The organism is Kitasatospora sp. NPDC053308 (assembly GCF_055585785.1).
This window is the reverse complement of record NZ_JBVJJY010000003.1, coordinates 196,115-208,397: the sequence shown is the minus strand read 5'-3', so window position 1 is coordinate 208,397 and position 12,283 is coordinate 196,115. Positions and strand designations below refer to the sequence as shown.

The 12,283-nt window shown below is 75.7% G+C and carries 11 protein-coding genes; 6 read left to right on the top strand and 5 right to left on the bottom strand.

Going from position 1 to position 12,283, the window contains the following annotated elements; all coding sequences use genetic code 11:
* The first annotated feature begins 137 nt into the window (after window positions 1-137).
* Genes ACZ6Y7_RS08950 through ACZ6Y7_RS08940 form a run of 3 tightly spaced genes read left to right on the top strand, consistent with a single transcriptional unit; the run spans window position 138 to window position 2,173 of the window.
* Window positions 138-908, top strand: a complete 771-nt coding sequence (locus ACZ6Y7_RS08950) for an ABC transporter ATP-binding protein (protein ID WP_465757177.1) — start codon at window positions 138-140, stop codon at window positions 906-908.
* Window positions 908-1,579: an ABC transporter ATP-binding protein gene (locus ACZ6Y7_RS08945; protein ID WP_465757176.1), complete on the top strand. Its 672-nt coding sequence runs from the start codon at window positions 908-910 to the stop codon at window positions 1,577-1,579. The genes ACZ6Y7_RS08950 and ACZ6Y7_RS08945 overlap by 1 nt, the downstream gene beginning before the upstream one ends.
* A gap of 60 nt (window positions 1,580-1,639) precedes the next feature.
* The gene (locus ACZ6Y7_RS08940; protein WP_465757175.1) at window positions 1,640-2,173 is read left to right on the top strand and encodes an SCO4402 family protein; all 534 of its coding nucleotides are present in this window, start codon (window positions 1,640-1,642) and stop codon (window positions 2,171-2,173) included.
* Window positions 2,174-2,213: 40 nt separating this feature from the next.
* Here the strand turns inward: ACZ6Y7_RS08940 and ACZ6Y7_RS08935 are convergent, their stop codons facing one another.
* The 4 genes from ACZ6Y7_RS08935 to ACZ6Y7_RS08920 all read right to left on the bottom strand — a co-directional run bounded on the left by ACZ6Y7_RS08935 (window position 2,214) and on the right by ACZ6Y7_RS08920 (window position 6,125).
* Complete coding sequence (locus tag ACZ6Y7_RS08935) at window positions 2,214-2,996, bottom strand: GNAT family N-acetyltransferase (RefSeq protein ID WP_465757174.1); 783 nt, start codon at window positions 2,994-2,996, stop codon at window positions 2,214-2,216.
* A gap of 348 nt (window positions 2,997-3,344) precedes the next feature.
* Window positions 3,345-3,917, bottom strand: a complete 573-nt coding sequence (locus ACZ6Y7_RS08930) for a 3'-5' exonuclease (RefSeq protein WP_465757173.1) — start codon at window positions 3,915-3,917, stop codon at window positions 3,345-3,347.
* A 247-nt stretch (window positions 3,918-4,164) separates the two neighbouring features.
* Window positions 4,165-4,956: an SDR family NAD(P)-dependent oxidoreductase gene (locus ACZ6Y7_RS08925; protein ID WP_465757172.1), complete on the bottom strand. Its 792-nt coding sequence runs from the start codon at window positions 4,954-4,956 to the stop codon at window positions 4,165-4,167.
* 242 nt (window positions 4,957-5,198) lie between these two features.
* Window positions 5,199-6,125 (bottom strand): NADP-dependent oxidoreductase, encoded by a 927-nt coding sequence (locus ACZ6Y7_RS08920; protein WP_465757171.1) that lies wholly within the window; start codon window positions 6,123-6,125, stop codon window positions 5,199-5,201.
* A gap of 148 nt (window positions 6,126-6,273) precedes the next feature.
* Here ACZ6Y7_RS08920 and ACZ6Y7_RS08915 point away from each other — a divergent pair, with 148 nt between their 5' ends.
* From ACZ6Y7_RS08915 to ACZ6Y7_RS08905, 3 genes are all read left to right on the top strand, one after another.
* Window positions 6,274-7,917: a helix-turn-helix transcriptional regulator gene (locus tag ACZ6Y7_RS08915; RefSeq protein ID WP_465757170.1), complete on the top strand. Its 1,644-nt coding sequence runs from the start codon at window positions 6,274-6,276 to the stop codon at window positions 7,915-7,917.
* 199 nt (window positions 7,918-8,116) lie between these two features.
* Complete coding sequence (locus ACZ6Y7_RS08910) at window positions 8,117-8,647, top strand: protein-tyrosine phosphatase family protein (protein ID WP_465757169.1); 531 nt, start codon at window positions 8,117-8,119, stop codon at window positions 8,645-8,647.
* 10 nt (window positions 8,648-8,657) lie between these two features.
* The gene (locus ACZ6Y7_RS08905) at window positions 8,658-11,627 is read left to right on the top strand and encodes an NACHT domain-containing protein (protein ID WP_465757168.1); all 2,970 of its coding nucleotides are present in this window, start codon (window positions 8,658-8,660) and stop codon (window positions 11,625-11,627) included.
* Here the strand turns inward: ACZ6Y7_RS08905 and ACZ6Y7_RS08900 are convergent.
* Window positions 11,611-12,222 (bottom strand): restriction endonuclease, encoded by a 612-nt coding sequence (locus ACZ6Y7_RS08900; protein WP_465757167.1) that lies wholly within the window; start codon window positions 12,220-12,222, stop codon window positions 11,611-11,613. The genes ACZ6Y7_RS08905 and ACZ6Y7_RS08900 overlap by 17 nt on opposite strands.
* Window positions 12,223-12,283: the final 61 nt, after the last annotated feature.

Here is a 12,283-nt window from a genome sequence, read left to right as displayed (position 1 = left end):
ACATGAGCGACTCTCATGGAGGCCTCCCATGAACAACGCTCATGCCCGCCCTCCGTCCCCACCGCCCGAGCCGTCCCCACCGCCCTCCGCACCCTCCCCGACCCGGCCCGCGACCGTCACGCCGGAGGGCAGCCCCCATGAGCAACTCTCATGACCGGCCCGCCGCCCGGCTCACCGCCCGCGGCATCGTCCGGCGGTACGGCGGGATCGAAGCCGTCGGCGGGGTGGACCTGGTGGCGCGGCCGGGGCGGATCACGGCCTTGGTCGGGCCGAACGGGGCGGGCAAGAGCACCCTGTTCGACTGCCTCGCCGGGACGGTCCGCCCGGACGCCGGGCGGGTGGTGCTGGGCGGCCGGGACGTCACCGGGCTGCCCGCGCACCGTCGGGTGCGGCTCGGGCTGGCACGGACGTTCCAGCAGATCGCCGTCTTCCCCACGCTCTCGGTGGCCGACAACGTCCGGGTGGGTGCCGAGCAGTCGCCCGGGCCGTCCGGTCAGAGCCGCCGGATCGGCCGGGCCGAGGCCCGGGCCGTGGCGGAGCGGACGGCCCGGGCGCTGCGCCTGTTCGGGCTGCAGGACCTCGCCGCCGAGCCCGCCGGGGCGCAGCCGACCGGCGTCCTGCGGCTCGTCGAGCTGGCGCGGGCGCTGGCGGGCGGCCCCCGGGTGTTGCTGCTGGACGAGCCGGCGGCCGGGCTCGACGCGGCGCAGACCGCCCGCCTGGTGTCCGTGCTGCGCGGTCTCGCCGAGCGCGGCATGGCACTGCTGCTGGTCGAGCACGACGCCGAGCTGGTCGCCGAACTCGCCGACACCGTTTACGCCATGGCCGAGGGCCGGATGGTCGCCGGCGGCCCGACCGCCGGCGTCCTCGCCGACCCCCGGGTCACCCGGGCCTGGGGGACGGTGCGCTGATGCCGGTCGAAGCCGCCCTCCGCGCCGCCCGGGTCCGGTACGGCCCGCTGGAGGCGCTGCACGGGGTCGACCTCGCCTTCCCCTCCGCCGCCGTCACCGTCCTGCTCGGCCGCAACGGCGCCGGGCGGACGAGCGCGCTGCACGCCCTCGCCGGGGTAGTGCCGCTGTCGGGCGGGCAGGTGCTCTGGCGGGGCCGGGACATCGGCGGGCTGTCGGTGCACCGGCGGGTACGGCGGGGGCTGGCCCTGGTCCCCGCCGAACGCGGGGTGTTCGGGTCGCTGACCGTCGCCGAGAATCTGACCATCGGCGGCCCCGGTCGGAGCGAAGTGCTGGATCTCTTCCCGGAGTTGGCCGCGCTGCTGCCCCGCCGGGCGGGCAGCCTCTCCGGCGGTCAGCGGCAACTGGTCGCCATCGGTAGGGCGTTGGCGGCGAGGCCCGGCCTCCTCCTGCTCGACGAGCCCGAGCGCGGCCTGGCCCCCGCCGTCGCCGCCCGGCTGCACGCCCACCTGCTCGCGGGCGCCGCCGACGGCCGTACGGTCGTGCTCACGGCGCAGTCGCTGCCGCGCACCCTCGCCGGGGCGGCGGCGGTGCACCTGCTGCACCGGGGCGAGGTGGTCTTCTCCGGCGAGCCCGGGGAGCCGCTCCCGGGGCGGCTCACGATCACCCGGTGAGGAGCACCCCCGAGCAGAAAAGGTCTGCCCCGATGATCATGCCCTGAGTACCCTCGGGGCGTGATCGATCACGGCATCGCCTTCCCGTACTACCGCCTGCACATCGTCCCCGCGGTGGTGGCCCTGGCCAGCCCGTCCTGGCAGGGGGAGGAGTGGCTCGACCCGGGCAGGCTCGAGGACCTCGACCACGTCGTGCACGTGCTCTTCGACGATTTCTGCGATGCGCGGGAGCCCGCTCCCTGGCTGGGACTCAGTCTGCGCACCGAGGAGGAGGTCGAGCTGATGGCGCGTCTCGGGGTCGCCTACGACCGGGTGCAGGACACGGTCGGCGCCGACGCCCCGGACGAGGTCTACCTGGACGCACCGGGCTGGCCCGCCGTGGTCGCCGAGGCGGCCCGGCTGGCCCAGGTGATGGTGACCAACGACCTCATGGCCTTGCAGGGCTTGCAGGGCTTGCACCAGGCCGGCCACCGCTGGCCGCCCGGCACCGGCATCGCCCCGCACGAGCTGGGGGAGCAGGAACGCGAGCAGGCGAGGGAGTTGGCGCGGGAGCGGGAGCCGGGCCGGCCAGGCGAGGACCCGGCGAAGGCCTGACGGCCCCGCCCGGGGCCGTCAGACCCCGGGGCTCCGCGCCTCAGGCCCCGGGCCGGTACACGTACGGCGTCGTCGTGCTCAGCCGGGCGAAGCCGAGGCGCTGGAGGATGGGGCGGCTGTCGTCGCTCGCGTCGACCTGCAGGTACTGGTAGCCGAGGTCGGCGGCGATGCGGGCGCGGTGGGCGACGAGGGCGCGGTAGATGCCGCGGCCGCGCCAGTCGGGGGCGGTGCCGCCGCCCCACAGGCCGGCGAAGCCGGTGCCGGGGTTCAGTTCGATCCGGGCCGCCGACACCGGGCGGTCGCCGGCCAGGGCGACGACCATCCGGACCGTGTCGGTGCCGTGCCGGAGGTGGTCGAGCAACCGTCCGCGCAGCCGCGCCGAGTCGGTGCCGAACGCCTGCCGGTGGGCCTCCGCCATCAGGTCCACCCCGGCCTCGTCGGTCACCGGGTGCAGTCGGACGCCCTCGGGCAGGACCACCTCGGTGGGCAGGTCGGCGATCCGGGCGATCATCAGCGCCTCGTCCGGTTCGGCCTCGAACCCGGCCGCCGACAGCCGGTCACCGAGGTCCGCGGGGCGGTCGTGGGAGTAGACCTTCCATTCGAACTCCAGGCCCAGCCCGGTGAAGTGGCGCACCTGTGCCGCGATCGCGGCGTCCGCCCCGGCCTCGTCCAGGCCGGACCAGAGCACGCCGTTCCAGTCGTCCTTCCCGCCCACCTGCCGTATCACGGCGCCGTCGTGCTCGATGCGGGCACCGGGGCCGTCGGCGAGCGCGTTGCGCCGGACCCGGTCGTCGAACAGGGCGAGTACCTCGTCATGATCCATCCGCTCACTCCAGCACGGTCCGGGAGGGCACGCCACTGGTTTCCGCACGGCCCGCTCCAGCTGCTCGGACGGTGGGCCGGGCACCCGTCGGGCGCCCGAACAGGCCGCCCCACAGACAGCGGATCGGGCAGCCGTGCCGCATTGCACCGTGGTCGAGCTGCTCTCCGTCCAGGCTCGGCCCCGCAGGAACAGCCGGCCCAGAAGTGGCCCGCCCAGGAACAGCCCGCCCAGGAACAACCCGCCCAGGAACAGCCGGCCCAGAAGCAGCCGGCCCAGGAACAACCCGCCCAGGAACAGCCGGCCCAGAAGCAGCCGGCCCAGGAACAGCCCGCCCAGGAACGGCAGTTCTCAGGGGCGCCCCGTCTGCGGCCAGTCCCCGCGCCCGGCCAGGTCCAGGACCAGGGCGGCGATGTTCCACGCGTCGTCGTCGCCGCGGTGGTGGCGGCCCTCCAGGGGGAGGCCGGCCACCGTCAGGGCCTGCGCCATGCCGGGGCGCCGGCGCAGGCCGTAGGAGGCGGTGAAGGCGACCTTCGCGTTGGTGTGGTGCCCGCCGAAGGGGTACGCGGCGCCGGTCCGGTGGCATTGGCGGGTGAACTGGTTGCGGTCGTAGTCGCCCCAACTGGCCCATGGCAGCGCGGCCGTCCGGTGTTCGGCGGCCAGCGCCCGGCAGGCCTCGGCGAAGGAGAGGCCCCCGTCCACCTCGGCCTGGGTCAGCCCGGTCAACCCGGTGCAGAACGGGCTGACCTCCGAACGGGCCGGGCGGACCAGCAGGCGGTGCTTGGCGAGGCGTTCGCCCGCGCGAAGGTCGACGACGGTGAGCCCGATCTCGATGATCTCGCTCACCTGGCCGGGCGGCGGCTGCCCCTCCCAGCAGGTCGCTTCCACGTCGACCACGTTCAGCAGCTGCGCCTTGACGTCCATGGGAGCGAGCGTAGGGACGGCGTCAGCGCGGGTCACCCGGTTTTCGCCGGGCCCACGACCGGTCTCGCATCCGGTCCGCGCGCCCGGTCTCGCCGCCTGGGCCTCGGGCCCCGGACTCACCGCCTGTGCCTGGCATCCCGGGCCCGGCACCTCGCACTGGGACCCCGGCCTGGCACCTCGCACTGGCATCCCGGCCTGGATTCCCGGGCCTCGCCGCGCGGGCCGTACGTCCAGCACCGCCTCCGCGCTACTGCGCCAGGTACCCGCCGTCGACCGGCAGGACGGCGCCGGTGATGAAGGAGGCGTCGTCGGAGGCCAGGAAGAGGACGGCGGCGGCGACCTCGGCCGGGGCGCCGAGGCGGCCCATCGGGTGGAGCTTCTCGATCGCCGCGAGGTACTCGGGGCCGCCCGGTTCGTCGCGCAGGCGGGCGACGCGTTCGGTGGTGATGGTGCCGGGGGCGACGGCGTTGACCCGGATGCCGCGGTCGGCCCACTCGACGGCCAGGTGCTTGGTGAGGCCGGAGGCCACGAACTTGGCCGGCCCGTACACCGCCTGGCCGCGCTGTCCGGCCTCGCCGGAGATGGAGGAGAGGCAGACGACGGATCCGCCGGGCCGTTCCTGGGCGGTCATCGCCTGGATCGCGTACTTGCAGGTGAGGAACATGCCGCGGCCGTCCACGGCCATCACGTGGTCCCACTGCTCGGCGGTGGCCTCGGTGATCTCCATCAGCGGGAGCACCCCGGCGTTGGCCACCAGGACGTCCAGGCGGCCGTACCGGTCCACGGCGGCCTCGATCATCCGCCGGGCGTCCCCGTCGTCGGCCACGTCGCCGACCACCGTGCTGACGGCTCCCGGGAGTTGGGCGGCCAGCCGGTCCAGGCCGACGGCGTCGAGGTCGGTGGCGACCACCGACGCGCCCTCGCGGACGAACCGTTCGGCGACGGCCCGTCCGATCCCGCTCGCCGCACCCGTCACCACGCAGGACCGACCGGCCAGCCGCCCGGCCGCGGGGCTTTCCGCCGCGTTCTCCGTCGCCATGGCGCGACTCTACCGACCGGGCGGGCGGCACACCCGTCTCCCACCACCGGTCGCCGGTGCGCGCGTCGGCCGGTCGGCGCGCGCGAGGGCCCGCACCACGGGCGCATCGACCGACGCCGCAAGGACCACACGGACCACAAAGACCACCAGGACCACAAAGACCGTGCAGGCCTGGTTCGTTGTGGCGGCGGCGCCCACGAACGGCCCGGCGCGGGGCCGGTGCGAGCGCCGCCGGCCCCGGATCAGACCGTGAGCACGATCTTGCCGCGCAGGTGGCCGTGCTCGCTGAGCCGCTGGGCCTCGGCCGCCTCGGCGAGCGGGAACACCCGGTGCAGCGGCAGTCGGAGGGTGCCGGCCTCGTGCAGGGCCAGCGCGGTGGCGAAGGCGCGCTGGTGCTCGTGGTCGGTGTCAGCGCCCGCGCTGATGCGGACGCCGTACTTCTGCGCGCCCACGAAGTCGGCGATCGTCAGGACCCGGTCCGCGCTGCCGGTGAGCTCGATGGAGAGCGGCAGCACGCCGCCCTGCCCGGCCGCGTCCAGCGCTCGGTCCACCCCGCCCGGGGCGGCCGCCCGCACCCGCTCGGCGAGGCCCTCGCCGTACGTGACCGGGATGGCGCCGAGCGCGCGCAGGTGGTCGTGGTTGGCCTCGCTCGCGGTGCCGATCACGGTGATCCCGCGGGCCCGGGCGAACTGCAGCAGCACGGTGCCGACCCCGCCGGCCGCGCCGTGCACCAGCAGGGTCTCGCCGGACCGGACGCCGAGGATGCCCAGGGCCCGCTCGGCGGTCTCCGCGGCGACCGGGAGAGCCGCGGCCTCCTCCCAGCGGAGCGAGGTCGGCTTGTGGCCGAGCGAGGCCACGGACACCAGCACGTGCTCGGCGTAGCCGCCGCCCATCACGGCGCCGAACACCTCGTCGCCGGGTGCGTAGCCGCTCACGCCCTCGCCGACGGCCTCCACCACCCCGGCCACCTCGTAGCCGGGCACGGCCGGGAAGGTGACCGGGAACAGCTCGACCATGGCGCCGCTGCGCACCTTGTGGTCGATCGGGTTGACGCCGGCCGCACGGACGGCCACCCGTACCTGGCCGGGCCCGGGGACGGGCAGTTCGAGGTCGATCGGACACAGCACGTCCGCGTCGCCGTACTCGTGGAAGGCGATGGCCTTGGTCATGGAAGCTCCTTGGACTGGGGGGAGTCGGCTCCTCCGACGGTTCCCATCCTGATCCGGGGGCCGTGGTCGGGGGACCCTGCCGTTCGGCCGGTCCGACCTGTCCGAACGGCCAGGCGGATCCGGTCGCGTCCGGACTAGGCTCGACGCCATGGACGGTGCGTACGGCGTGAACGGGACGGGCGGCATGAACGGGACGGGCGGCGTGAACGGGACGGGCGGCACGAGCGGCGTGAGGGGTGGCACGCGTGGCACGCGTGACGCGGACGGCGTGAGCGGGGCGAGCGGCCCGGACGAGAGGTGGCGGGAGTCCTGGGGCCGGCCGGAGGACGCGCTGGCGCGGGCCGTCGAGGTGCTGCGCACCCCGCGGCCGGAGCTCCTGATCCACCTCTCCCGGATCCTCCGCACGCTCGTCCCGCACGTGGCGGTCGCCCAGCTCAGCGGCGTCTGCACGCACTCACCCACGCACGCCCACGGCCTGCCCGAGCTGACCGAGGGGGTCAGCGGACTGGAGCTGTCCCGGCTGGCCGAGCGCGCCACCGCGACGACCGCGGCCGGCCGGCCCTGGCAGGGCGAAGCCGAACTCGCGGGCCGGACCCGGCCGGTGGTGGTCGTCGCGGCCGACCCGGCCCGCAGCACCGAACCCGACCACAGCACCGCCCCCGCCCGAAGCACCGCCCCCGCCCGCAGCACCGAACCCGGCCACGGCACCGGCCCCCGCAGCGGCACCGCCCCCAGCAGCGACAGTGGCCCCGGCGACGGGAGCACCACCGGCACCGCAGCGGTCGGCGGCACGGCGCAGAGCGGCAACGGTGCCGTGCTGGTGCTCGTCCGGGCGAACGCCGACCCGGTGGCGCCCGGTGCGCTCGCCGTCCTGCAGCAGCTGTGGGAGCTGGTCGTCGCCCACTCCGACCACCGCGCCACCGACGCCGGGCCCAAGTACGCCGCGGCCTCCCGCGCCGCGGCGAACGCCCGCGCCCGGGCCATCGCCGAGTTCACCGGCACCCACAGCGCGGCGCTGAGCGCGATCCTGGCGCCGCTGCGCTCGACCGATCTGGACGACGCGGCCGCGCGCCGCAACGCCACCGAGCTGGCGGTCACGGCCCTGCTCGACCTGCGCCGCGGCGCCGAACTGGACCGTACGCTCAGCGAGGAGCCGGCCGACGCCGCCTTCGCCCGTCTCGTCCGGGAGCTGCGCCCGCTGCTGCGCCACACCGGGGTCCGACTGGACGCGGCGCCCCCGGCCGAGGTCTCCCGGACCGTGCCGGCGGACGCCGCGCACACCGTCCGCGACGCCGTCCGGGCGGCCGTCCTGCTGATGCTGGAGCAGGAGAAGCCGTCCCGGCTGCACGTGAGTTGGCGGTTCACCCGGGAGGACGCGCTGCGGGCGGTGGTCCGCGGCGACGGTCTCGGCGTGCTGGCCGTCGACGCGCTCGCCGTCCACCGCACCGCCGACCGCGTCGCCGCACTCGGCGGCCGCTGCGCGGTCGAGGCCGTCTCCGGCTGGGGCACGACGGTGACGGTCGACCTGCCGCTCACCCTCCCCGAGCCCGCCCTCGCCACCGACCCCCTGGACGGCCTCCAGCCACGGGAGCTGGACGTGCTCGACCAGCTCGCCCGGGGCCGCCGCAACCGGGACATCGCGGCGGAACTGCACATCAGCGAGTCGACGGTGAAGTTCCACGTCGCCAACATCCTGGCCAAGTTGGGCGTGGCCTCGCGCGGCGAGGCGGCGGCCCTGGCCCACCGCGCCGGGATGCCGGGCGGGATGGTGGGCCTGCACGTGGCGTCCTGAGCCCGCACCCGGCACCCCCGCGGCCCGGCGCCCGCGGCCCGTCCCCGACCCGCCCCCGGGCCGCTCCTACGGCCGGACCCGCGAGGCCGGGGCACACGCCCAGGCCTACGACCCGCGGGCCCGCGCCGAGTTCTGGCGGCGCAGCCTGCGGCTGGTCGGGCACCTCGGTTTCTGACGACTCCCCGTGGAGAGAAGCGACATGACCGGACCCACCGAACCCGCAGAACCCACCGAACCCACCAACCCGACGCACCCGGCCGAATCGGATGACACCGCGGGCCCCGCGCACCAGCCGGACACCTGGGCCGCCACCACCCCCGGCCTCCTGCGGCTGCCCTCCGGCCGCCTCCTGCGCGGCCGCGGCCTCAGCCGTCCGATGCCGCCCGGCCCCCAACCCGCCTTCGGCCTCTACCTGTTGGGCCGTCCGCCGCAGGGCATCGCCTGGCCGCACCGCTGGGTGCGCTGGCCCGACTTCCGGCTGCCCGCCGACCGGGCCGACGCCGCCGACGCCTTCCGGGAGGCCTGGGAGCGGGCCGCCACCGAGCGCGTCGAACTCGCCTGCGCGGGTGGGCGCGGCCGCACCGGCACCGCGCTCGCCCGCATCGCCGTCCTGGACGGCGTCCCGGCCGCCGAGGCGGTCGCCTACGTCCGGGAGCACTACGGTCGGCACGCCGTCGAGACGCCCTGGCAAAGGAAGTTCGTGGAGCGGTCGGGTCGGCCGAGCGGCTAGCCTGGGCGGCATGGGTGGGGATCCAGAGGTCTCGGCGGTCAACCGCGTCTCCGTCGGCACGATCACCGGCGGCGTCTACCAGGCCGGGACGATCAACCTGACCAGCGGGGGCGGCGAGCCGCAGGTCAGCGCCGAGTCGATGGCCGCCGCCCGTAACGCGTACGCCCGCAGGGTCCGCGAGACGTACGGCCGACTGGACCTGGAGGTGCTCACCCCGCTCTCCGAACAGGGCGAGCACCCGGTCGTGGAGCTGCGGGAGGTGTTCGTCACCCCGCAGGTCCGGGAGGACCCGCCGCCGGTGGAGCTGCCCCGCGAGCTGGTCCGACGGCTGCTCGCCGGCGGTGAGTTCACGGACGTGGACGAGGCGCTTCTGCCCGGTCACGCCCAGGCCGCCGTCGAGCAGCTGCGCGGGGGCTACCTGGACCGCCCGACCGAGGACGCGCTGTCCGTCCTGACCGGGTCACGCGGCCGACGGGTCGTCCTGCTCGGCGACCCCGGTTCGGGCAAGTCGACGCTCGCCCGCTACCTGGCCCTCGCCCTCCTCCACGGGAGTGCCGGACCGCTCGCCCCGCTGGACGGCCTGGTCCCCCTGGTGGTCGAACTGCGCCAGTACGCCGAAGGGCAGTGGCGCGAGCGCACGTTCGAGGACTTCCTGGACCACCGCCACCACGTCGCCGGGATGTCCCTCCCCGGGCCCGAGCTGCGCCGGCTCCTCGACGAGGGCCGGGTCGTGATCGTCTTCGACGGACTCGACGAGGTCTTCGACCCGGGCGTCCGCGCCGCCACCGCCGAGCGGATCGCCGCCTTCGCGGCCCGCTACGGCCGGGTGCGGGTCATCGTCACCTCCCGGGTCATCGGCTACCAGCGCGGGGCCCTCGGCGGCGCCGGCTTCACCCACGTCATGCTGCAGGACCTCGACCCCGGCCGGATCGCCGACTTCGCCCGCCGCTGGTACGCGATCGCCTGCCCGGCGGATCCGGACCTCGCCGCCCGCCTGGTCGACCGCATCACCGGCGCGGTGGAGGCCTCCCGGCCGATCCGCGAACTCGCCGGGAACCCGCTGCTGTTGACCATCCTCGCCATCATCGGTCGGCGCCAGACCCTGCCGAGGGACCGCCGGGGCGTCTACGAGCACGCCGTCCGCGTCCTCGTCGCCCACTGGGACCGCGACACCAAGTACCTGAGCACCCCGCTGAAGCCCGGCGCCGCCGAGGCCATCGACCTCCTCGACGACCGCGAGCGCATGGAACTGCTGCGCCTCCTCGCCCGCCGGATGCAGGAGGGCACCGGCGGCATCGCGGGCAACCACATCCACGCGGAGGACCTGGAGGCCGTCTTCCGGGACTACTTCGCCCAGTTCGGCCTGCCGCCCCTGCAGTGCCTCACCGCCGCCCGCGCCCTGCGCGACCAACTGCGCGAGCGCAACTTCATCCTGGCCCGGTACGGCGGCGAGGTGTACGGCTTCGTGCACCGGGCCTTCCTGGAGCACCTGGCGGCGGAGGACGTCGTCCACCGCTACACGGTGCGGCGCGAGTGGACGCCGGAAGGACTGATCGAGGAGGTCTTCGCGGAACGGGCGGACGATCCCGCCTGGCACGAGGTGCTGCTCCTGGTGGTCAACCAGCTGAGCGAACCGGACGCGGGGCGGGTGATCGACCACCTGCTGGACCGGGGTGACGAGGCCTCGCTGGTGCTGGCGATCCGCTCCCTGGCCGAGGTGCGGAAGATCGGGCTGCTGCGCGACCGGAGCGACCGCGCGGTCGACGCCCTCATCGCCCGGCTGTCGGGGCGCACCGACTTCGCGTTCCGGGCCGACACGCTCCTCGCGGCGCTGTCGGTCCTGGCGGCGACCTCCGCCTGGACGGGGCGCGAGCGCTACCTCCGGTGGTTCCACCTGCGGGGCCAGTTCCTCTCCTCGGGCAGTGTCGGGACCGCCGTGGCGGTCACCTTCCACACGTCCATCAAGGCCTCGATCGCCCTCGCCGCCTTCGGGTTCGGCGACACCAGGCACTCCGCGATCCCCGCGCTGGCCCGGCGGTGGAGTTCCCACCCCGACATCGTGCCCGCCCTGCTCGCCCTCGCGAACGACCGGACCTCCGACCTGTCCCGGTACAAGGTGATGGCCGAACTGGTCGCCCGGTGGCCCGATCACCCGGACGTCCTGCCGCTGCTGCCGGATGCCGAGCGGCTCCTCGCCTCGCCGCTGTTCAAGGAGGACCGGGTGATCATGGGGGTGCGCCCCGTCCTGTGGCGGGAGGACCCGGGCGATCCGGCCGTGCTCCTGGAGCTCGCCGCCGACGGGAAGACGGGCTCGGTCCGGACCGACGCCCTCAAGCGCCTCTCCGTGGCAGGGCCCGCCCATCCCGGAGCACTCGCCGTGTTCCTCGACCGCGCCGTGGGCGACCTGCAGAACGGCGTCCGGGAGATGGCGGTCACCGGACTGGCCCGCTGGTGGGCGGACGACCCCGCCGTCCAGTCGGTCCTGCGCGACCGGGCCGCGCACGACCGCAGCCCCAACACCCGCCGCCGCGCCCTGGAGGGGCTCGCCGCCGTGGACGCCGAGGGCCCCGAGACCGTCGCGTTGCTGACCCGGACCGCGTCCGGCGCCGAGAACTCGCAGGTGCGGCTGAAGGCACTGGACCTCCTGGCGGAGTACCGGGGTTCGCACCGGGAGACGGCCCGGGTCCTGCTCGACCGGATGGTGGCGGATCCCGACCACGAGGTCCGCGCCGCGGCGCTCGGCCACTTCGCGGTGCTCGTCCCCGACGACGCCGAGGCCGTCGTCCGGGCCCGGGCCGGCGACGATCCCGGCCCCGGTGTGCGCCGCCAGGCGCTGACCATGCTCGCCTGGCAGTGGCCCGACCGTCCCGCGACCTGCGCCGCGCTGGAGCGCGCGGCGGCCGCGGACCCCGAGGAGTACGTCCGCGACGCCGCCCGGTCGGGCCTCGCGGCCGTCGCCCACCTCACCTCCGCCTCCTGAGCCGCAGCACCTCCTCCAGCGGCACGCCGCCCTCCGCCCACGCCGCCAGCCGCGCCCGGTCCAGCCAGTGGACGGCGTGGCGGTCGCCCCAGGCCATGGCGTCCCTGGTGAGGCCGCCGTTGGTGACCACGACCGCCAGGTCCGCGCGGTGGACCGGGCCGGCGGTGCCCTTCACCTGGTACATCACCTGCACGCCGACCTTGGCCGCGACCTTGGTGTGCTTGGCCTGCAGGACGATCCGGCCCAGCTGCGGGTGGTGGCCGACGACGTCGGCCGCCTGGTCGCCGTGCTGCCCGACCTTGCGCGCGCTCCAGCCGTCGCGGACGAGCAGGTCGCGCAGCGCGTACTCGAAGGCCTGGTCGTCCATGGCGTCGACGGTGGTCAGCGGGATGCGCAGCGCGGCGAGCCCGCGGCTACGGGCCCGGTCGAGAGCGGGGCCGCGGGCGGCGGAGAGCAGGCAGGCGACGGCCACCGCGGCGAGGAACACCCAGGACCGCAGCAGCGACTGGGTCACGTCGACGACGACCACCGCCGCCGCGACCGCCACCAGGGCCGCGCCGATCCGCTCCGCCGCCCCGCGCGGGCGCCGCACCACCCGGCAACGGCGGGCCGTCCGGGAACGGCGCACCCCCGGGGAACGGCGGGCCGTCCGGCCG